Annotated in this window: 2 protein-coding genes; both read right to left on the minus strand. The window is 64.8% G+C overall.

The genetic code is table 11. The annotated features are described in order from the left end of the window. Positions 1 to 11,328, minus strand: coding sequence for an amino acid adenylation domain-containing protein (locus ACVWXD_RS12715; RefSeq protein ID WP_457371083.1), 11,328 nt, complete (start codon positions 11,326 to 11,328; stop codon positions 1 to 3). Continuing rightward, positions 11,325 to 24,230 (minus strand): amino acid adenylation domain-containing protein, encoded by a 12,906-nt coding sequence (locus ACVWXD_RS12720; protein ID WP_457371084.1) that lies wholly within the window; start codon positions 24,228 to 24,230, stop codon positions 11,325 to 11,327. Before ACVWXD_RS12720 ends, ACVWXD_RS12715 begins: the two co-directional genes overlap by 4 nt. Positions 24,231 to 24,805: the final 575 nt, after the last annotated feature.

The following is a 24,805-nucleotide window of genomic DNA, read 5'->3' on the forward strand; positions in this document are numbered from 1 at the left end:
TCACGAAACCACCTCCCCAATCACCGCCGTGTCCAACCACCACCGCGCCAGCCCGTGAACATTCGGCGCCTTGAGCAATGTGAAGTGATTCCCCACCCCATACCAAACCTCCAAAGAGCTGCCCTGCTTACGCCACCCCTCAATCATCCCCCCCTGCTCCCGCTGATTGCCCACCGCATCCAACGCCGGATCCTGCGCCAACACCAACCGCACCACCCCGCGATATCGCTGAGTCGGCCGATACTCCGTACGCAACGCCGCTGCATAAGTCCGGGCCGGTCCCGCCATCGCATCAACACTGGCACGGGCCGGCAACAACCCCACCCCAACCATTCCCCCATGCAGGCTCTGGCGCTGCGCCACTTCGTCGCCAACCGCGAAGGTTTCACGGTCAATCCCCAAGGGTTTCCCCGCCGCCAGCTGCATCGCCTCGATCAACCTCAACAACGCCGCCGTCGTCGTATAAGCCCGACCCGCACTACCCGGCGCTTCGCTGTCGATCACCGTCAACGACGCCACTTCCCGTCCAGCCGCCTGCAACCGCAGCGCCATCTCCAGTGCCACCCAGCCGCCAAACGAATGCCCGACCAGATGCACCGGCCCATGCGGGCACTCATGTTCCAGCGCGTGCAGATAACAGCGCGCTGCCGCTTCCACCTGGCTGTGGGGCACCGCCTCGCCATCCAACCCACGCGGCTGCAAGCCAAACAACGGCCAGTCCCGTCCAAGCGCTTCGCTCAGGCCCACAAACCCGGTGACGCTGTCCCCTGCCCCCGGCACGCAGAACACCGGCGCATACCCGGCCCGTCCGCTCTGGATCCGCAGCAACGGTTGATGCGCCGTTTCCCTCACCGGTGAACACCCTGCCAATGCCTCTGTCATCGCCGCACCCAGCGCACGGATATGCGGCGCCTGCATCATGCTCTGGTGATCACCCGGCACTTCAACCTGACGCAACTGCCCAGGCGCCAGGGCGTCATCCCAACCCAGCGACACACTGCGCCGCGACAACTCGGTCGGCCGCTCTATAGCGCTGAACAGGTGCACAGGCACCGGCAGCGGAAACAAGCTGTAGTGCGCCAGCGCATGCCCATGCCCGACTTCGCGCTCGATAAAGCTCAAGAGGTCCGCATCCGCAGCCGCCGCCATTTGCGCGTATAGCAAACCTTGATCGCGACAGCGTTGCAGCACACCTGCAAAGTCCAACTGTCCAATCTGCGCGTCCAACTGTTCAATCCTTGCCAGCTCATCCACACCTCCCTGTGCGTTCCAATAGGCGCGGCACTGCAACAGCAAATGCCGCTTGAGCGCGTCTGGCCCGCTCCAACGCGCCTTGCCCTGGTCGGTCAGGCGCGGCACGTAGCTGTCGATCAAGCCAAGGAACGCCACGGGTTCATCCAGCCCCAGTAGCTGCATCGCCACTTCATAGGCCAGCACACCGCCAAATGACCAGCCGGCGATGCGATACGGCCCATGGGGCTGCAAGCCGCGAATCAGGCCCACCATGCGCGCCGCCAAGCCTTCCAGGGTGTTGAGATGCGCCTCGCCGAGCGCCACACCCGGAAGGCCATAGATCGGGTAATCACCCGGTAAATGCTGGCCCAGCGCCGGGAAATACACGTCCATGCCGCTGAACTCATGCACCAGGAACAACGGCGCTTGCGAGCCGCTGCTGCGCACCGTAATCACCGAGCTGTCGCGCACCGGCTCAGCAGTGCGCTGGCGCAGCATGGTCGCTACCGAAGCCACGCTGGCGTGCTGGAACAACTCAGCCAGGCTCACTGCCAGCCCCGCTTCGTCCATCAGGTTGACCAGGCGAATCGCCAACAGCGAATGCCCGCCCAGTTCAAAGAAGCTGTCATGCCGGCCCACCTGCTCCAGCTTCAGCACCTCGCCCCATAATTGCGCCAAGGTCTGTTCCAGGGCGTCGGTCGGCGCTTCGAAATCACGACTGACCAGCGCGTCCAGAGCCGGCACCGGCAAGGCTTTGCGGTCGACCTTGCCATTGGCAGTCAACGGCAAGCGGTCCAGCGGCACATAGGCCGATGGCAGCATGTAGTCCGGCAATTGCCCTTGAAGATGGGCACGTACGTTGTCGATGCCGACCGGTTCGGCAGCCCAGGTGAAATACGCCACCAAGCGCTTATCCCCCGGCGCGTCTTCACGGGCCAACACGACCGCGTCCTGAATACCCGCGCAGGTCATCAGGCGCGCTTCGATCTCTCCCAGCTCAATACGGAAACCACGGATTTTCACCTGATCGTCATTGCGCCCGATGCATTCGAGCAGGCCCTGCGCCGTCCAGCGGCCAAGGTCGCCAGTGCGGTACATCAAGGCGCCTGGGTTGAACGGATCCTGCACAAACTTTTCAGCGGTCAGTTCAGGACGGTTCAAGTACCCCTTGGCCACGCCGTCACCACCGATGCAGATTTCACCGGTCACGCCCTGGGGCACTGGCTGCAAGTGCGCATCCAGCACATAAATCTGGGTGTTGGAGATCGGTCGCCCCACCGGCACGCTGTCGGCGTCGTCGGCAAGTGCGCGCACTTCATAGGTGGTGGCGTAGGTGGTGGTTTCCGTTGGGCCGTAGCAATGCACCAGGCGCAACGTCGGCGCCTGGGCCAACAGGCTGCGGAACGCCGCCGGATCGGCACGCTCGCCGCCGCACAGCAGGATGCGCAAACCCGCCAACGCGTCGGGAATCAGTTGCACGTACTGGTTGAACAGCGCCGTGGTGACGAACAACACCGTCGCGCCCTTTAACGCCATGCCGAATGCCACAGGGTCGAGCAAGGTGGCGTGATCGATCACCTGCACTTGCCCGCCATTAAGCAGTGGCCCCCATACATCCATGGTGCTGGCGTCGAACGCCGGGTTGGAGGCGAAGGCCACGCGGTCGCTGGCATTGAAATCGGCATAGCCGTTGTTGAGTACCAACCGCGTGATGCCCCGATGGGGCACCAGTACACCTTTGGGAACGCCGGTGGAGCCGGAGGTGTACATGATGTACGCCTCGCTGTCCGAAGACTGCGACAAATCCGGGTTATGGCTAGGTTGTGGATCGAGGGCCAGGGTGTCCACGTCCAGGCGTTGCGCCGCGTATTCGATCACCGCGTCGCTGTGGGTCAACAACCAGCGCGCACCGCTGTCCCGCACCATGAACGCCTGACGTTCGGCGGGCGCGTTGATATCCAGCGGCACATAGGCGGCCGCGCACTTCAACACGGCCAGTTGGCCGACCAGCAGCGCGACAGAACGCGGCAGCAGGATCGCCACGTTGTCGCCAGGTTTTACGCCCAGTCCTAACAGGTAATGGGCCAGGCAATTGGCGCGGGTATTGAGCTCGCCGTAGCTCAGGCGCTGCTCGCCATGCACCACGGCCAATGCGTCCGGACGCGCCTGGGCCTGGGCTTCGAACAGACGCTGCACGGTGTGTTCACGGGGGAAGTCGCGGGTGCTGGCATTGAACGCTAGCCGCAGTTGGTGCTGTTCGGCGGCGGGCAGGATCGGCAAGCGGCTGATGGCGACATCGCTGCCCTGTTCCAGCGCCTGCACCAGTTGCTCCAGGGCCACATTCAGGTAATCACACAGGCGCCGGGCGCCCTGCCCCGAGGCTTTCAAGGTGAAGCCATCGCCCTGGTCATCCACGCTCATCGACAGGCCGTAGTTGCTGTGTTCCTCGGCCTTGAGCAGCTCAATACCTTGCCATGCCTCGGCGACTGCACCGGCCTGCGGCGCGCTGTGCCGATAGTTGAATAGCACACTGAACAGCGGCGTGGTCACCGGCACGCCGCTGCAACGCTGGGCCAATGCCAGCGGCGCGTGTTCATGGCTGAGCAGTTGGCTCAGCCGCGCATGGGTGGCACGCGCGGCGTGGCGTACCGAGTGCTCGCCCAGGTCGACCCGCAACGGCAACGTATTGATAAAGACGCCCATGGCCCGTTCGGCGCCTTCACCGCCTTGCAAGCGGCCAAGCATCACGGTGCCGAACACCACCTGCTCACGGCCGGACACCTTGCCCAGCACCTGGGCCCAACCCAGGTGCATCAGGCTGGCGGCGCTGACGCCGGATTGGCGCGCCTGAGTGCGCAGGCGCTGGCTTAATTCGGGAGCAATCGTCAGACGGGCCTGCTCATCGATGCCCAGCTTGGCCACTTCCGTGGGCTCGTCGATCTGGCCGAGCATTTCGCGGAAAAACCCTTCGTGATCGTCTGCGCCCAAGCGCATCTGCGCCACATAGTTGCGATACGGCACAGGCGTTCCCAGGCGGTGTTGAGTGCCCAACAGAAACGCCTGCATCTCGTGTTGCAGGATCTCCAGGGCGATGTGGTCCATGACCAAGTGATGGAACAGCAAGGTGGCGACCACACGCGGGGTTTCTTCGCTGCACACCAGGCGCATCAACGGCGCTTGGGACAGGTCGAGGCGTTGCGGCAGCGGCGCGGTTTCAACCCGCAGCGACGCTTTGCGCCAGACCACCTGCACCGGTTCTTCCAGGCCGTCCCAGTGGAACGAGGAGCGCAGGATGTCGTGGCGCTCGATCACCGCCTGCAACGCCAGGGCAAACGCGTCCAGACGTTGGCGGCTGTCAAAGGCAAACTGCGCCTGCAACACATAGGCATCGCCTTCCTGCACGGCGCGGTGGTGATAGAGCATGCCGGCCTGCAACGGCGTCAGGGGGTAGATATCCTGCACATTCGCCGCACCGCCGGGGATGCAGGCGACGAGGCGGTCGATGGCGACTTGCTCCAGCGCGATCAGCGGCAACATGCTCGGCGTGATCGAGGTGCAACCGTCAACGATGCCATTGACCGGCACCGCCACTTCACGACCAGTGCCCAACGCCGCCGCCAGTGCCGACAAGGTTGGCTGACCGAACAGCACTTTTACGTCCGCCGACAAGCCAAGGCCGCGCATGCGCCCCATCAGGCTCACCGCCAGCAACGAATGCCCGCCCAGTTCGAAGAAGTTATCGTGACGGCCCACACGCTCCACCTTGAGCAACTCGGCCCACAGGCTGGCCAGGGCGATTTCCGTGTCGCCCTGGGGCGCTTCGTATTCGCGCACCACCACCGAATCCAGGCCCGGCGCGGGCAGCGCCTTGCGGTCGAGTTTGCCGTTGGGACTCAGGGGCAATGCGTCGAGATGAACGAAGATCGCCGGCACCATGAATTCAGGCAGGTGATGCAGCAACTGACTGCGCAGCACGTCGATGTCGGTGAAGGCTCCGGTGTAGTACGCCACCAGACGGTCTTCGCGGGCGATCACGGCAGCCTCGTTGACTGCTGGGCACTCGGTCAGGCGCGCCTGGATCTCGCCCAGTTCGATACGCAGGCCACGGATTTTCACCTGATCGTCGTTGCGGCCCAGGTACTCAATATTCCCATCGGGCAAGTAGCGGCCGACGTCGCCGGTGCGGTACATGCGGCCGCTGGTAAATGGATCTTGAAGAAAGCGTTCGGCGGTCAGTTCCGCACGGTTCAGGTACCCCCGCGCCACTTGCACGCCGCCGATAAACAGCTCGCCGACCACGCCCAGCGGCACCGGTTGCAACTGCGCGTCCAGCAGGTACATGCGGGTGTTGGCAATGGGCTTACCGATGGGCGTGTTGTCCGGCGTCACCGGGCCCGCGCAGTTCCATGCCGTCACATCGACGGCCGCTTCGGTCGGGCCATACAGGTTGTACAGGCCGATCCCCGGCAACTGCGCCTTGAACCGGCGCACCAGGCTGCCCGGCAAGGCTTCGCCGCTGCACATCACCCGCACCAGCCCGGCCGCCTGGCTGACGTCGCCATGGGCCAGGAACACGTCGAGCATCGACGGCACAAAGTGCAACGTGGTGATGTGTTCGGCCTCGATCACCTCGCACAGGTACGCCGGGTCTTTATGCCCGCCAGGACGCGCCATCACCAGGCAGGCGCCGGTGAACAGCGGCCAGAAGAATTCCCAGACCGACACATCAAAGCTGAACGGGGTTTTCTGCAAGACCCGGTCCTGGGCGGTGAGCCCATACTCGTCCTGCATCCACAGCAGGCGATTGACCACGCCGCCATGGTCGTTGATCACGCCCTTGGGCTGGCCAGTGGAGCCGGAGGTGTAGATCACATAGGCGCTCAGGCCCTGCACCGCGGGGTTATCCACGGATTGCGCGTGCCAGCTCGGTTGGTCCAGATCGACCACCGGCACCGCGCCCACCAGCGCACGAGTAGCGCCCTGAATCAGTACAACAGCGGGTGCGCTGTCGCTGAGCATGTAGGCGATGCGCTCCAGCGGATAAGCCGGGTCCAGCGGCACATAAGCGGCGCCGGCCTTGAGGATCGCGTACAGGCCGATGACCATCTCCAGGCCGCGCTCCACGCAGATCGCCACCCGCGAATCCGGCTGGACACCCAGCGCCAGCAAGTGATGGGCGAGTTGGTTGGCCCGCGCGTTGAGCTCGGCGTACGTCAGTTGCTGTTCGCCAGCCTTGAGCGCAATCGCATGGGGCGTGCGGGCCACCTGGGCTTCAAACATGCCGTGCAAGGTCTGGTCGAGGTTGTAATCCACCTGGGTGGCGTTGAAATCGAACAGCACGTGCCGGCGCTCGCCCTCGTCCAGCAGCGGCGCATGCTCCAACACCGCCTGATCGTTATCGACCATGGCCTGCAACACGCGGGTGAAGTAGCCGACGTAACGCTGCATCGTCGCTTCATCGAACAGCGCCACGGCGTATTCCAGCGCGCCGATAATCGTGCCCTGCACTTCGCCGAGGTTCAGCGACAGGTCGAACTTGGCAAAGTGGCTGTTCTCCACGATGCCTTCCAGGGCCAGGTCGCCCAGGGCCAGGATCGGCGCGCTGCTGTCCTGCCAGGCCAACAGGGTTTGGAACAATGGGCTGTGGGCCAGGCTGCGTACCGGCCGGGTGATTTCGACCACTTGCTCGAAGGGCAGGTCTTGATGGGCCTGGGCCGCCAAGGTCAGCGCCTTGACCCGCGCCAGCAGCGCTTCGGTAGTGGGCGCGCCCGAGGTGTCGATGCGCACCGCCAGGGTGTTGACGAACAGGCCGATGAGGCCTTCGACTTCAGTGCGCGTACGGTTGGCCACCGGCGAGCCGATCACCACATCTGCCTGCCCCGAGAGCCGCGCGAGCAAGGACGCCCAGGCGGTCATTACCGTCATGTACAGCGTGCTGCCATGGCGTTGGCTCAAGGCCTTGAGCCCGGCGGTGAGGCGCTCGTCCAGACGGATCTCCACGCTGCTGCCGGCGTAGTCCTGCTGCGCCGGGCGCGGGCGGTCGGTGGGCAGGCTGAGCAACGCCGGCGCACCAGCCAGGGCCTGTTGCCAATAGCGGCTCTGGCGGTGAAGTACTTCGCCGCTGAGCCACAAGCGTTGCCACACGGCAAAGTCGCCGTATTGGATCGGCAGTGGCGGCAACGGGTCGGGCTGCCCATGGCTGAAGGCCTGGTACAGCGCCATCAGTTCGCGGGTGAGCACGCCCATGGACCAGCCATCGGAGACGATATGGTGCAGGGTCAGCAACAGCACATGGTGCTCGTCGGCCATCACCACCAGGCGCCCGCGCAGCAGCGGGCCGCGTTCGAGGTCGAACGGCGCCGACGCTTCGCCGTGGATCAACGCATCCAGCGCCTGTTGCGGTTGCGGGTGGCGGCGCAAGTCCTGCACTTGCAGCGGCAGTACGTCGTCGGCCGCGACGATCAGCACCTGGGCGTCGTCACCGTGCTGGGCGAAGCGGCTGCGCAGGGTTTCGTGCCGCGCAACGATCCGCGCCAGCGCCCGTTGCAAGGCCTGCACATGCAGTTGCCCGCGCAAGCGCAAGCCGATGGGAATGTTGTAGGCCGTGTTGGCGCCTTCCATCAACGCCAGGAACCACAAGCGCTGCTGGGCGAACGACAGCGGCACCGGCTCATCGCGGTTGGCCGGCAGGATCGCCGGCAAAGTGCTGCGACCGGCCTGGGCCAGCACGTCGGCAACGGCGGCCAGTTCGGCATTGGCAAACAGGTCGCTGAGCAACAGCTCCACGCCCAGTCGTTGGCGCACTTGGGACACCATGCGCATGGCGAGCAGCGAGTGCCCGCCCAGTTCAAAGAAGTGGTCGTAACGGCCGACGCGTTCTACCTGCAAGACATCGGCCCAGATCTGCGCCAGGCTGCTTTCGATCTCGCCCTCGGGCGTCGCGTATTGGCGGGTAAACACGGCGGCCCTATCCGGCGCTGGCAGGGCCTTGCGGTCGAGTTTGCCGTTGGCGGTCAAGGGCAGCGCGTCAAGCTTCATGAAGGCGACCGGGACCATGTAGTCCGGCAGGTGCGCCACCAGATGGGCGCGGATATCGCCCACCGCCAATGAGTCAAGTTGCGGGTTTTCGGTGTAGTACGCCACCAGCCGCTCGTCACGCACCAGCACCACCACTTCCTGCAAGCTCGGCAGTTGGTTGAGTTGGGTTTCGATTTCCCCCAGTTCGATGCGCACACCACGGATTTTCACCTGATCGTCATTGCGGCCCAGGTAATCGAGGTTGCCGTCGGGCAACCAGCGCACCAGGTCACCGGTGCGGTACATGCGTCCGACGTTGAACGGGTCGTCCAGGAAGCGTTCGGCGGTCAGTTGCGGACGGTTCAGGTAGCCGCGCGCCACGCCCTTGCCGCCCACATACAACTCACCCGCCACGCCCAGCGGCACCGGGCGTTGTTGCTCGTCCAGCACGTACACCGTGGCATTGGCGATGGGTTTGCCGATATGCAACGCCTGCCCGGCCTCGACCTTGCCAGAGGTGGCGACCACCGTGGCTTCGGTAGGGCCGTAGTTGTTGATCAGCTCAAACCGCTGCGCCCGCCCGAACTGCCGCAGACGATCGCCGCCGACCAGCAAGGTGCGCAGGGTCGGGTGCTCGATGTGCTGGCTGAAGGCGTACTCGGCCACCGGCGTCGGCAGGAAGCACACATCCAGCGGCTGCGCGCACCACCAGGCCAGCAGCGCGTCGATGTCTTCGGGGCCGTCGTGGGCCGGTGGCAGGTGCAGGGTCGCGCCGACACACAGCGCCGGCCACACTTCCCAGGCCATGGCATCAAAGCCGAACCCGGCGACGCTGGCGGTGTGGCGCCCCGCGCAGAGGTCGAAGGCGCGGCAATGCCAATCCACCAGGTTGGTCACGGTGTGGTGTTCCACCATCACGCCTTTGGGCAGGCCGGTGGAGCCGGAGGTGTAGATCACATAGGCGAGGTTCGCGGGAGTCACGGCGACGCTGGGATTGCTCGCCGCGTGGTGGTGCCAGGTGTAGCGGTCCAGGTTGATCACCGGCACGTCCAGCTCGGGCAGGCGTTCGAGCAACGCGTGCTGAGTCAGCACCGCTACCGGGGCGCTGTCGCTAAGCAGGTAGGCGAGGCGCTCGGCCGGGTGGGACGGGTCCACCGGTACGTAGCAGGCGCCGGCTTTAAGAATCGCCAGCAACCCGGCCAGGGTGTCCAGTCCACGACGGGCGACGATGGCCACGCGGTCATCGGGTTTGACGCCCAGCGCCAGCAAGTGATGGGCCAGCAGGTTGGCTTGCCCGTTGAGCTCAGCGTAGGTCAGCGAGCGTTCAAGCTGCACCGCCGCGATGGCATGCGGCGTGAGAACGGCCTGGGCTTCGATACGCCCATGCAAGGTGGTGACCTGGGGGAACTCGGCCTGGGTGGCGTTGAACTGTTCCAACAGCAACCGCTGCTCGACGGCGGGCACCACCGGCACTTGATTGAGCGCGGTGTCCGGCGCCTGCTCCAGGGCCGTCACCAGGTTTTCCAGGGCAGTTTGCAGGTAGGCGCAGACCCGCTGCGGGTCCACCTGGGTGCTGGCCAGCAGGCTCAGGCCAAAGCCTTCGCCCAGGTCATCGACGCTCAGGGTCAGTGGATAGTTGGTGCGTTCTTCAGCACTGAGGGCGGCGATGCCTTGCCACGCCGAGACGGCTTCGGCGCTGGCGGCGGGCGCGCTGTGGCGATAGTTGAGCAGCGCGCTGAACAACGGCGTCGGCGCGATCACCCCACTGCAGCGCTGGGCCAGGGCCAGTGCCGCATGCTCGTGGCGCAGCAGTGTGGTGAGCCGACCATGGGTGGCCTTGACCCCGGCGCGCACGTCCTGGCCGTCCACGTCCACGCGAAACGGCAAGGTGTTGATGAAGATGCCCAAGGCGCGGTCCGTGTCATGACTGCCTTGCATACGGCCCATCAACACCGTGCCGAACACCACCTGTTGCTTGCCGGCCAATGCTCCCAACACCTGCGCCCAGCCCAGGTGAAACAGGCTTGCCGCGCTTACCCCCAACTGCCGCGCCTGGGTGCGCAAACGCTGGCTCAATAGCGCCGCCAAGGGCAGGCTGAGCTCACTGATGCCCCGCGCATCGCCCTGCACATCCTGCAAGCCAAACGGCAAGGTCGGCTCGCTGATATCGCCAAGCATCTGGCGGAAGAAGCCTTCGTGTTCCTGCTCGCTGATGCCCAGCCGTGCCTGAGCTACATAGTTGCGAAACGGCACCGCCTGGCCCAACGCCGCGCCCTGCCCCAGCAGGCACGCCTGCATTTCATGGCACACCACTTCCAGGGCGCTATGGTCCAGGGCCATGTGGTGGAACAGCAAGGTGGCGACGATACGCCCATTGGCCGGGTCATCGGCACGCACCAAGCGCAGCAACGGCGCCTGGGTCACGTCGAGGCGATAGTGGCGCGCATCGAACAGGGCGTGCAGTTGGGCGGCGATCTCGCCATCCGCCGGGTCGAGTTGCAAGGCCTGTACCGGCAGGCGCGCCGTGCGCCACACCACTTGCGACGGCTGTTGCAGGCCATCCCAGACCACGCCGGTGCGCAGGATGTCATGGCGGTCCATCACCGCTTGCAGCGCCAGGGCGAACGCCTCGAAGCGCGCCAGACTGTCGAACGCGAACTGAGATTGCATGACGTACGGGTCGCCCTGCTCGGCGCTGACATGGTGGAACAGGATGCCTTCCTGCAACGGTGCCAGCGGGTAGATGTCCTGGATATTCGCCACGCCGCCGTCGACGGTGGCGACGATGCGGTCGATCTCGTCCTGGCTGAGGCTGGACAACGTCAGCATGTCCGGTGTGATGTGCTGGGCGCCGGCCGGGATGCCATTGGCCGGTACGTCGACTTCACCGGCCTTGGTGGCGGAATACTCGCCGGCCTTAATCATCTCGATCAGCGCCGGTTTATGCTCGCGCAAGGCGGCAAGGATCGCCGGGTCACTCAACGCTTGCTTGTTGCCTTGCACCGACAACTGCTCGCCCTTGAGCGCCAGTTGAATGTCCTTGGTTTTCAGGGTTGCCAGCAGCTCTAAGAGGCTCACAGGACGATCTCCATTCGTTCGGTCATTGCGGCGTAGCCGGCCAGGGTCGGCTGTTCGAACAGCGCCCGGACGTCAGCTTCCATGCCTTCCTGGCGCAAGCGCCCGATCAAGCTCACGGCAAGCAGCGAGTGCCCGCCCAGTTCAAAGAAATTATCCTGGCGCCCGACCCGCTCCACGTTGAGCAACTCGGCCCACAGCTGCGCCAGCAGGATTTCGGTGTCGCCTTCCGGCGCTTCGTACTCACGCACGTTCAAGGCGTGCAGGCCGGGCGCTGGCAAAGCCTTGCGGTCGAGTTTGCCGTTGGGGCTCAAGGGCAGCGCGTCGAGGTGCACGAACAGCGCGGGCACCATAAAGTCCGGCAGGTGTTGCAGCAGGTGAGCGCGCAGTGCCTCGATCTCGGTTGGCGTACCGGTGTAGTAGGCGACGAGGCGATCTTCACGGGCGACCACCGCCGCTTCGCTGACCTGGGAGTGCTCAAGCAGACGCGCCTGGATTTCCCCCAGTTCGATACGCAGGCCACGGATCTTGACCTGGTCGTCATTGCGGCCCAGGTATTCGATAGTGCCGTCGGGCAAGTAGCGGCCAAGGTCGCCGGTGCGGTACATCCGACCCTCGTGGAACGGGTCGTCGAGAAAGCGCTCGGCAGTCAGCTCAGGGCGGTTCAGGTAACCCCGCGCCACTTGCACACCGCCGATAAACAGCTCGCCGACCACACCCAGCGGCACCGGCTGCAACTGCGCATCCAGCACGTACATGCGCGTATTGGCGATGGGCTTGCCGATGGGAGTGTTGTCCGGCACGTCGGGGCGTGCGCAGTTCCAGGCGGTCACGTCCACCGCCGCTTCAGTCGGGCCGTACAGGTTGTACAGGCCGATCCCCGGCAACTGCGCCTTGAAACGGCGCACCAGGCTGCCCGGCAGCGCTTCGCCGCTGCACATCACCCGCACCAGCCCAGCCGCCTGGCTCACATCGCCATGGGCCAGGAACACATCAAGCATCGACGGCACAAAGTGCAACGTGGTGATGTGCTCCGCCTGGATCACCTCACACAGGTACGCCGGGTCTTTATGCCCGCCGGGGCGCGCCATCACCAAGCGTGCGCCGGTGAACAGCGGCCAGAAGAATTCCCATACCGACACGTCGAAACTGAACGGGGTTTTCTGCAACACCGCGTCATCGGCGTTGAGGCCATAAGCGTCCTGCATCCACAGCAGCCGGTTGACCACCCCGGCGTGTTCGTTGATCACGCCTTTGGGCTGGCCGGTGGAGCCGGAGGTGTAGATCACGTAGGCCTGATGCCGGGCGGTCAGGCCCGGTACCTTGGGGTTGCTCAGCGGCTGATGCTGCCAGGTGTCCAGGTCCAGATTGAGCAGCGGCACGTCGCCCAGCAAGCCTACGGTGGCGTTCTGGGCCAGCACCACGACCGGCGCGCTGTCGTGCAGCATGTAGGCGATACGCTCCAGCGGGTACGCCGGGTCCAGCGGCACATAACCGCCACCGGCCTTGAGGATGGCGAACAGGCCGACGACCATGTCCAGGCCCCGCTCCAGGCAAATCCCCACCCGGGCATCCGGCTGTACACCCAGCGCGCGCAGATGATGGGCCAGGCGATTGGCACGCTCGTTGAGTTGTTGGTAGGTAAGCTGCTGCTCGCCCGCCTTCACCGCGATGGCGTGCGGCGTGCGCTGAACTTGGGCTTCGAACATCCCGTGCAGGGTCTGGTCGAGGTTGTAGTTGACCTCCGTGGCGTTGAACGTCACCAGCAGTGTGTGTCGCTCCTCGGAACTCAAGATCGGCAGGCGATTGAGCGCCTGGTTCGGTGCCTGCTCCAGGGCCTCAACCAGCCCGGACAGGGCCACTTGCAGGTACCCGCAGACACGTTGCGCATCGACCTGGGCCAACGCAGTCACGTCGTAGCCATCACCCAGGTCATCCACGTTCAAGGTCAGCGGGTAGTTGGTGCGCCCGTCGTTGACCAGGGTCTGCATACCCTCCCAGGCGTGTTGCGCCTCCTGGGAACGGGTGGCGCCGCCGCGATGGCGATAGTTGAGCATTGAGCTGAACAACGGCGCAGGTGCAGCCACGCCGCTGCAACGCTGGGCCAGGGCCAGGGAAGCGTGCTCATGACCGAGCAAAGCGGTGAGCCGCGCATGCGTGGCGCGTACGGCGGAGCGTGCGCCCTGACCGTCGATATCCAGGCGCAGCGGCAACGTATTGATGAACACGCCCAGCGCACGGTCGGCCCCTTCACCGCCTTGCAGACGCCCCACCAACACAGTGCCGAACACCACACTCTGGCGCCCGGACGTGGCCGCCAGCACTTGGCCCCAAGCCAGGTGGAACAGGCTCGCGGTGCTCACCCCCAGCAAACGGGCCTGGGCACGCAGGCGGCGGTTGAGGTCGCTGTCCAAGTGCAGGCGGTGCTCTTCGATGGCGTTACCGTCGCCGCGCACGTTTTGCAGGCCGAATGGCAGGGTTGGCTCGTCGACATCGCCGAGCAGGGTGCGGAAGAACGTTTCATGCTCCTGCTCACTCACACCCAAGCGCGCCTGGGCCACGTAGTTGCGGTACGGCATCGGTGCAGCGGTCGGCGCCGGATGGCCCAGCAGATAACCCTGCATTTCCCGCAGCACCACGTCAAAGGCGGTGTGGTCGAGGGCGATATGGTGATAGAGCAGCACCACAACCACACGCTGGTTGGCCGGATCGTCGGCGTAGGCCAGGCGAATCAACGGCGCTTGGCTGATGTCCAGGCGGTAGCGGCGTGCATCAAAACGTTGATGCAGGCCGGCCAGTACATCGCCTTCAAGCTGCAGCTGTTCAAGAGGCAACCGGGCCTTGCGCCACACCACTTGCAGCGGTTGCACCAGCCCTTCCCACACCACGCCGGTACGCAGGATGTCGTGGCGGTCGATCACCTGTTGCAGCGCCTGGGCAAAGGCGTGCAGGCGCTCGACACTGTCGAACGCCAGGTGCGATTGCAGCAGATACGGGTCGCCCTGCTCGGCGGTGAGGTAGTGGTAGAGAATGCCTTCCTGCAACGGCGCCAACGGGTAGATGTCCTGCACATTGGCAGCGCCACCGGGCACCTGGGCAACCACTTGATCAAGGGTGGATTGGTCGAGTTCCACCAGCGACAACAGGTCCGGGGTCAGGCGCTGGCAGTCGACCGGGATGCGGTTGGCGGGCACCTGCACTTCGCGCCCACTGCCCACCGCTGCCGCCAGCGCGGCCAGGGTCGGCTGGCTGAACAGCACGCGCACATCGGCGCTGAGGCCGACCTGGCGCATGCGTTCGATCAGGCTGACCGCCAGCAACGAATGGCCGCCCAGCTCAAAGAAATGATCGTGGCGACCCACCTGCTCAACCTGCAACACCTCAGCCCAGATCGCGGCCAGGGTGGTTTCCACTTCACCCTGAGGCGCTTCGTAGTCACGGGTCAGCAACGCGGCCTGATCCGGTGCCGGCAAGGCACCGCGGTCGAGTTTTCCGTTAGCGGTCAGGGGCAGCGCGTCGAGTTTGACGTAGGCTACTGGCACCAAAGCCTCCGGTAACTGCGCCTGCAGTTGCTCGCGCAGGCTTTCAATCAGCAGCGGCTGTTGCTCGGTGAACCAGGCGATCAAGCGGCCTTCGCGCACCAGCACCACCGCGTCGCCGACGCCTTGCAGTGCCGCCAGGCGGCTTTCGATTTCGCCCAGTTCAACGCGCACGCCACGGATTTTTACCTGGTCATCGTTGCGTCCCAGGTACTCGATATTGCCATCGGGCAACCAGCGCACCAGGTCGCCGGTGCGGTACATGCGCCCGTCATTGAACGGGTCTTGCAGAAAGCGTTCAGCGCTCAAGTCCGGGCGATTGAGGTAACCCCGCGCCACGCCGCTGCCGCCCACATAGAGTTCTCCGGCCACCCCCACCGGCACCGGACGCAACTGCGCGTCCAGCACGTAGACGCTGGCATTGGCGATAGGTCGGCCGATATGCAGCGCCTGCCCGGCACGTACGCGGCCCGAGGTGGCGACCACGGTGGCTTCGGTGGGGCCGTAGTTGTTGATCACCGCAAAGCGTCGCTCCTGGCTGAACTGGCGCAGGCGGTCGCCGCCGATCAGCAGGATGCGCAAGGTGGGGTGCTGCAAGTCCTGGCTGAACGCGTATTCGGCCACCGGCGTGGGCAGGAAGCTCACGTCCAAGGGCTGCGCCAGCCACCAGGCGAGCAGTTCGTCGATGTTTTCGTTGCCCACATCCTCCGGCGGCAGGTGCAGGGTGGCGCCCACGCACAGCGCTGGCCATACCTCCCAGGCCATCGCATCAAAGCCAAAGCCGGCCACGCTGCTGGTGTGGCTGACGGCGTGCAGGCCAAAGGCTTCACAGTGCCAATGCACCAGGTTTTCCACGGTGCGGTGTTCCACCATCACGCCCTTGGGCTGGCCGGTGGAGCCCGAGGTGTAGATCACATAGGCCAGGTGGGCCGGTGTCAGGGCGGCGAGTTGCGGATTGCTGACGGGGTGGTGCCAGGTTGCGTGCACGTCGATGCTGGTGACCGCGCCCAGCAAGTCGCGGGTGCTCGCTTCGGCCAGCACCGCTACCGGTGCGCTGTCCTGCAATAAGTAAGCAATGCGCTCGGCGGGATACGCCGGGTCAATCGGCACATAACCGGCGCCGGCCTTGAGAATCCCCAGCAACCCCACCAGCATCTGCGGCCCACGACGGCAGCACAGGGCGACGCGGTCGTCCGGCTGCACACCCTGTGCGATCAGGTGATGGGCCAACTGGTTGGCACGGTGGTTGAGCTGCTGATACGTCAGCGACTCGCCGTCCTGCACCACGGCTATGGCATGAGGTTGACGGTCGGCCTGGATTTCAAAGGCACCCTGCACGGTGTGGCCGCTCGGGAAATCCTCAGCCGTGGCGTTGAACTCGCGCAGCAGGGTTTCGCGTTCGCTGGCGGGGAGAATAGGCAACTGATTGAGCGGGGTTTGCGCGGTGTTTTCCAGGCTATCGACCAAGTGTTCAACGGCATTGGCCATGTACTCGCACAGGCGCTGGGCGCCGATGCGGGGCAAGGCCAGCACGGTCAGGCAGAAGCCTTCGCCCAGATCGTCGACGCTCAGGGTCAGCGGGTAGTTGCTGCGCTCTTCACCGCCCAGCAACTGCACGCCTTCCCAAATACCTTGGCCGTCGCGGGCCATGGCGCCGGGATGGCTGTGACGGTAGTTGAGCAACGCGCTGAACAGCGGCGTGGAGGCCGCCACCCCGCTGCAACGCTGAGCCAGGGCAAGGGACGCGTGTTCATGGCCGAGCAACGCGCTCAACCGTGCATGGGTGGCCTTGACGGCGGCGACCGCGCTGACTGCGGTGTCCACCCGCAGCGGCAAGGTGTTGATGAACATCCCCAAGGCCCGATCCGCACCGTCGCCGGCCTGCATACGGCCCATCAATACGGTGCCGAACACCACGTCGTCACGCCCACAGACCAGTCCCAGCACCTGGGCCCAAGCCAAGTGCATCAGGCTTGCCGCGCTCACGCCCAGGCGCCGCGCCTGTTCACGTACGCGTTGGGCCAGCGCCATGGTCAGGGCCTGTTCGGCCTCTTCGATATCACGGCCGTCGCCCTGCACGTCCTGCACGCCAAAGGGCAAGGTGGGCTCATTGATGTCGGCAAGCATTTCGCGGAAGAACCGCTCATGCTCGTCGACGCTCACACCCAGGCGCGCCTGGGCCACGTAGTTGCGAAATGGCGCGGCCGCCGGCAAGTCCTGGCCGTGGTTGAACAGGAACGCGCCCATCTCCTGGCCGACCACGTCCATGGCGGTGTGGTCCAGCGCCAAGTGGTGGAACAGCAGGATAGCTGCCACATGCCCGTTCACTGGATCCTGGGCGTAAACCATGCGCAACAGCGGCGCCTGGGTGATATCCAGGCGGTAATGCCGCGCATCGAAACGGACGTGCAGCTGTTCGAGGATGTCGCCCTCGGCGGGATCAAGGTTCACCTCCTGCACCACCAGCTGCGCCTCACGCCAGACCACCTGCACCGGGCTGTCCAGGCCTTCCCAGACCACGCCGGTACGCAGGATGTCGTGACGGGCGGCGACCTGTTGCAGCGCGCCCATAAAACCGTGCAACCGCTCAAGGCTGTCGAAGGCCATGCGTGATTGCAGCAGATACGGGTCGCCCTGCTCGGCGCTGATGTGGTGGTACAGGATGCCTTCCTGCAAGGGCGCCAGCGGGTAGATGTCCTGCACGTTTGCCGCGCCGCCGGGGACATTGGCGATGATGCGGTCGATGGCGCTTTGGTCGAGTTGCACCAGGGTCAGCATCGCTGGCGTGATGTGGGTGCAGCCCGAGGGAATGCCATTGGCCGGCACCACAACCTCCCGACCACTGCCCACCGCCGCCGCCAGCGCCGCCAGGCTCGGCTGGTTGAACAGCACCCGCACATCCGCGCTCAGGCCGGCCTGACGCATGCGTTCGATCAGGCTGACCGCCAGCAGCGAGTGCCCGCCCAGCTCAAAGAAATGGTCATGCCGGCCCACACGGTCGAGCTTGAGCAGGTCCTGCCAGATCTGCGCCAGCAGGCATTCCACCTCGCCTTCCGGCGCTTCATAACCACGGCTGAGCAGCGCGCTTGCATCCGGCACCGGCAGGCCTTTGCGGTCCAGCTTGCCGTTGGCGGTAAGCGGCATCAGCGCCAGCCAGACATAGGCCGACGGCACCATGTAATCCGGCAACTGGCCTTGCAGGTGGGCGCGCACCGCTTCGATTGGCAGCGGCGCGGCGGCGGTGTAGTACGCCACCAGACGCTTGTCGCCGGGTTCGTCTTCGCGCACCAGCACCACTGCGTCGTTCACGCCAGCGAAGGCTCCCAGGCAGGCTTCGATTTCACCCGGCTCGATGCGGAACCCGCGAATCTTCACTTGCAGGTCATTGCGTCCCTGGTACAGCAAGGTGCCGTCGGCCTGCCAGCACGCCAGATCGCCCGTGCGGTACAGCACGCCCTCGCCAAACGGGTTCGGGATAAATTTTTCGGCGGTCAGTTGCGGCTGGTTCAAGTACCCCTTGGCCACGCCCGCGCCACCGATATACAGCTCGCCGACCGCGCCCAATGGCAACAGTTGCTGGCGCACATCCAGCACATAGGCCTGGGCATTCGCCATCGGCCGGCCAATCGGAATACCGCCCTCGCCCAGGTGGGTAATTTCATGGGTGGTGGAGAACGTAGTGGCCTCCGTCGGCCCATAGCCATTGAGCAAGTGCCGGGGCTTGCCGTGCTTGAGCACGCGGCCGATCACGTGCGGGTCGAGCACATCGCCGCCGACGATCAGATAACGCAACTGCGGGAACACTGGCAACAGCGCATCGGCGTACTGGTGGAACAACCCGGCGGTCATCCACAACACGCTGACGGATTGCTCCTGCAACAGCGCAGCAAACGCGGCCTGGGACAACAGCACTGCCTGTTCGACCACCACCACGCAGCCGCCATTGAGCAACGGCGCCCACACGTCGAGGGTGCTGGCGTCGAACGCCGGGTTGGAAGCGAAGGCCACGCGGTCCTGCGGGTTGAACTCGGCGTAGCCGTTATTGAGCACCAGGCGCGAGATCGCGCGGTGTGGTACCTGCACGCCCTTGGGCGCACCCGTGGAACCGGAGGTGTAGAGGATGTACGCCACGCTGTGGGAGGAAAGTACCAAGTCGAGGTTGCGCGGGGACAGCGCGTCCAGATTCAGCTCGGCCAGGGAGTTGAGCACCCGCTTCGCGCCACTGTCCTGCACGATAAACGCCTGGCGTTCCAGCGGCGCATTCACGTCCAGGGGCACGTACACGGCGCCACACTTGAGGATCGCCAGTTGGCAGATCAGCAGATCGAGGGAGCGCGGCAACGCAATCGCCACGCTTTCCCCCGGTTGCACGCCCTGATTGATCAGGTGATGGGCCAGACGGTTGGCGCGGCGATTGAGATCGCGATAGCTCAAGGATAACTGGCCTTGCACCGCCGCCACGGCTTCGGGACGCGCCAGGGCCTGGGCTTCGAACAGTTGGTGCACGGTCAGTTGCGATGGGTAATCGCGGGCAGTGGCGTTGAATTCCACCAGCAGTTGGTTGCGCTCGGCAGGCGGCACAATCGATACGCCTTGCACTGGCGTGGTCGGCGCTTGTTGCAACGCGGTCACCAGATGGCGCAAGGCAGTGAGCATGTAGTCGCCGACGCGCTGCACGTCCAACGTGGCTACGCCTTGCACGGTCAGCGCGAAGCCTGTGCCCAGGTCATCGACGTTGAGCACCAGCGGGTAGTTGCTGCGCTCCTCGGAGCTCAGGATCTGGATGCCGGACGCCGCAAACGGGCTGTCTCCCGGCGCTTCATCCGGCGCGCTGTGGCGGTAGTTGAGCAGCGTGCTGAACAACGGCAATGAGCCCGGCACCCCGCTGCAACGCTGGGCCAGGGACAGCGACGCGTGCTCATGCCCGAGCAACTGCGCCAGGCGCGCGTGGGTGGCGCGCACGGCGGCTTGTACGCCGACTGCGCCGACGCTGACCCGCAGCGGCAAGGTGTTGATAAACATCCCCAGGGCGCGGTCGGCACCCTCGCCGCCCTGCATACGGCCCAACAGCACGGTGCCGAACACCACGTCCTGCTGACCGGAGACTTGCCCCAGCACATGCGCCCAGGCCAGGTGCACCAGGCTCGCGGTGCTCACGCCCAATTGCCGCGCCTGTTCGCGCAGCCCCAGGCTCAGGGCCGGTTCCAGCGGCAGGTGCGCCTCGACAATGCCGCTGCCGTCGCCGTGCACATCCTGCAAGCCGAAGGCCAGGGTCGGCTCGTCGATATCGCCCAGCATCTCGCTGAAGAACGCTTCATGCTGGGCCTGGCTCACCCCCAGCCGCGCCTGGGCCACGTAGGTGCGGTACTGCACCGCGTCAGGCAGTTGCGCGCTGCGCCCGGACAGGCTGGCGCTCATCTCCTGCACCAGCACGTGCAGGGCGGTGTGATCGAGCAGGATATGGTGCAGCAGCAGGATGCCGACGAAACCGCCCGGCGCTTCGGCGTAGGCCAGGCGCATCAACGAGGCGCGGGACAGATCGAGGCGATAGTGGCGTGGGTCGAAACGCTGTTGCAGGTGGGCCAGGGCATCCACGCCTGGGGTTTCGACCCGCTCTACGGCCAACGGCGCCTGGCGGCAGACCACTTGCACCGGTTCGTCCAGGCCTTCCCAGAGGATCGCGGTGCGCAGGATGTCATTGCGTTCGATCACGCTGTGCAGCGCCTGGATAAACGCGTCCAACGCCGCTTGATCGTTGAAACCCAACTGCACCTGCAACACGTAGGGATCTCCGTCGGTGGTTGCCAGGTGGTGATACAGGATGCCGGCCTGCAACGGCGCGAGACCGTAAATGTCCTGCACATTGCCGATGCCGCCGGGCACCTGTTGCAGGATGTGGTCGATGGCGGCCTGTTCGAGTTCGATCAGCGGCAGCATGTCCGGGGTGATGACGGGGCTGTCTGCGTGGATCTGGTTGACCGGCACCCGCACTTCCCGTTGCCCGCCCACCGCCGCGGCGAGTGCGGCCAGAGTGGGTTGGCCGAACAACACGCGCACATCGGCGCTGAGGTCGACCTGGCGCATACGCTCAATCAGCTTGACCGCCAGCAGGGAATGACCGCCCAGTTCGAAGAAGTTGTCGTCGCGCCCAATGCGTTCAAGTTTGAGCAGGTCTTGCCAAAGGGTCGCGATGGCTACTTCAACAGGGCCGCGTGGCGCCTCGTAATCACGTCGGGCCAACGCGTCGGCATCCGGCGCGGGCAAGGCCTTGCGGTCGAGCTTGCCGTTGGGGGTCAGCGGGAAGGTGTCCAGCAACACGAAGGCGCTGGGCACCATATGGTCAGCCAGGCTCAGCCGCAAATGATCACGCAGCATCGCGACGTTGATGTCGCCTTCGGCGATCACATAGGCCACCAGGCGTTGGTCTCCGGGCGTGTCTTCACGGGCGATGACTACGGCGTCGCGCACACCTTGAGCGGTGGCGAGGCGCGCCTGGATTTCGCCCAACTCGATACGGAAACCACGGATTTTTACCTGGTCGTCGTTACGTCCCAGGTATTCCACGCTGCCATCGGCCAACAGGCGGCCGAGGTCGCCGGTTTTGTAGAGGCGCTGGCCGGTGGTTGGGTTCGTCAGGAAGCGCTCGGCGGTTAATTCGGCGCGGTTCAGATACCCCCGCGCCACACCGGCACCACCGACGTACAACTCGCCGACCACGCCCAATGGCAGCGGCTCGCGCTGTGCGTCCAGCACATACAGTTGCAGGTCGGGAATGCGCACGCCAATCGGACTCACGCCCACCAACTGCGCATCCGCCGCGTGCAGCGCTCGATAAGTCACGTGCACCGTGGTTTCGGTGATGCCGTACATGTTCACCAGTTGGGTGCCAGCATTGATCGCCCGGGCGTACCACGGCTTGAGCATGCCCGGCTCCAGGGCTTCGCCGCCGAAAATCACCTGGCGCAGCGAGTGGGCCTGGGGGCTGTTGCCCTGGGCCGCAATCAACTGGCGGAAGGCGCTTGGCGTTTGGTTGAGGATGCTCACGCCCGCTTCGCACAACAGCGTGTAGCACTCGTCCGGCGAGCGGCTGACCAATTGCGGCACGACCAGCAACTGGCCGCCGTGCATCAACGCGCCCCAGATTTCCCACACGGAGAAGTCGAACGCGAAGGAATGAAACAGTGCCCACACATCGGTGTGGTCGAAGCCGAACCACTGCTCAGTGGCGCTGAACAGTCGCGCCACCTGGCGGTGTTCGATCATCACGCCCTTGGGCTGGCCGGTGGAGCCGGAGGTGTAGATCACATAGGCCAGGTGCTGCGGGCTGACCGCAACGTGCGGGTTGATCAGGGATTCACCGCGCAGGCCATTGAGGTCGATCTGCGCCAGTTCGCCCACCAAGTGACGGGTGTTGGCCTGCACCAGCACCGCCAGCGGTTGGCTGTCGTGCAGGGTGTAGGCGATGCGTTCCAGCGGATACGCCGGGTCGATCGGCACATACCCCGCGCCGGCCTTGAGGATGCCCAGCAGCCCGATGATCATTTCCGGGCCGCGCTCCACGCAGATCGCCACGCGGTCATCGGGGCGCACGCCCTGGGCCAGCAGGCGATGGGCAACCTGGTTAGCGCGTTCGTTGAGTTGACGATAGGTGAGGCGTTGCTGCTCGAAACGCAGTGCGATGGCGTCGGGGTGGGCCGCGGCGTGGGCTTCGACGTGCTGGTGGATCAGGGCGGTGTCGGCGTAAGCGCGGGGGGTGTGATTGAGATGGTGCAGCAGGTGATGACGCTCGGTCTCAGGCAGGATGTTCAGGCCGCTCAGCGGCATCTCCGGTCGCTGTTCAAGGGCGTCGGCCAGGCTGTGGAGCGCTGTGTGCAGGTAGCTCGCCACCCGAGTTGCGCCAATGGAGGCGTCCACCATCACCGTCAGCGCGAAGCCTTCGCCCAGGTCATCCACATTCACCGTCAGCGGATAGTTAGTGCGCTCCTCGGCACCCAGCACCTGGATGCCCTCGGCCACCTCGATCACCTCGGCCATATCCGTCGCGGCACTGTGGCGATAGTTGAGCATCGCACTGAACAGCGGCGTCGGCGCGGCGACCCCGCTGCAACGCTGGGCCAGCGCGAGGGATGCATGCTCGTGATTGAGCAATGTGGTGAGCCGCTCATGGGTGGCCTTGACCCCGGCGCGCACGCTCTGCTCGCCCACATCCACCCGCAACGGCAGGGTATTGATAAACATCCCCAACGCCCGCTCACCGCCCTCGCCCGCCCCCATGCGGCCGAGCATCACGGTACCGAACACCACGGCTTCACGGCCCGAGACCACGCCCAATACCCGGGCCAGCGCCACGTGCATCATGCTTGCCACGCTGACGCCCAAGGGCCGCGCGAGGCTGCGCAGGCGGCGGCTCAGATCAGCGTCGACAGGCATGCGCGCCTCGTCGATCCCCTGGCCATCGCCCTGCACATCCTGCAAGCCAAACGGCAGGGTCGGCTCATCAATGTCCCCCAGCATCTCGCGGAAAAACCCTTCATGGGCCTGCTCGCTGACGCCATGGCGCACCTGGGCGATATAGCTGCGAAACGCCACCGGCTCAGCGGCCTGGGCTTGCTGGCCGGCCAGGTACAACTGGATCTCGTGGCGCACCACATCCAGCGCGGTGTGGTCGAGAATGGTGTGGTGGAACAGCAACATCGCCGCTACCCGCTGATTGCCTGGGTCGTCGGCATACACCAGGCGCAGCAGCGGCGCCTGACCCAAGTCCATGCGATAGGTACGTGCGTCGTAGCGGGCGATCAGTTGAGCCAGGGCATCGCCACCGCTGAAATGCGCTTCCTCACACGCCAGCGTCGCCTTGCGCCACACCACTTGCAGCGGCTCGTCCAAGCGCTCCCAGACCATGGACGTGCGCAAAATATCGTGACGGTCGATCACCCATTGCAGCGCCTCGGCAAAAGCGTGCAGGCGCGTGCGGCTGTCGAACACAAACTGCGCATGCAGCACGTAAGGATCGCCTTGCCCGGCCGAGAGGTGGTGATACAGCATGCCCTCCTGCAACGGTGCCAACGGGTAGATATCCTGCACATTCGCCACACCACCGGGGATGGCCGCGACAATACGGTCGATGGCCGTCTGCTCAAGGCTCACCAACGGCAACATCTCAGGCGTGATGCGGTAAGCCGGGCTCAGCCAATCACCGCCATGCTCAGCCACCAGCGCCAGCAGGCTGGGCTTGTGAGCGATCAACTGATCCCACAGCCGGTCATCCAACGCCTCATCGTCACCGAGGATGATCAGATCGCCCTCTTCCAGTTGCAGACGGATCGCATGGGTGGAAATCGCTGCCAATAATTCGCTGAACTGCATGGGGGTAACCTGCCTGGTAAGTCACGGTGGAGGAGAAAGTCCGTTTTCAGCTGCCGTTTGAATCGGATGCGCTGTGCGCCCAACGTTAAAAAAGCGGGCGCAGCCGGGGGCCTGGAGAGGCTTCCGGTAGGGGTAGGAAATTAAGGGATTTGGGGGGTGGGGGGTGACATGGGAAGCGGGGACAAGGGGACGCCGAGATGGTTCCGTAATTTTCTGCCGTTATCCGGCGAGCTGTTTGCGAGGTGTCTGGAGGATGCGGGGCGACTCATTCCTTTTGCACCAACAGGACAGCTAGACCGTAGGTCGTCAGGGAGGGTGCAAAAGGGATGCAACTTGATTGCAGAAAGGATGCAAAAAGAGCGCAATCAGGATGCAGATAGGGTGCAAAAACACCGGCGCAAGGCCGGTGTCAGTGTGATACAAAGTCATTGCATATCAGTAAAATCTGGGGCTTTTACTGATGAGCAAAATACTCCTCGATCAACCCCAGCGCTTCGCCCAAGCTTTCCACAAACTCTGCCTGCTCATCTGAATACTCTATTGCGATGCTTTTAAACTGTGAGCACAAAGATGAT

This window comes from Pseudomonas sp. TE3911, assembly GCF_054062775.1.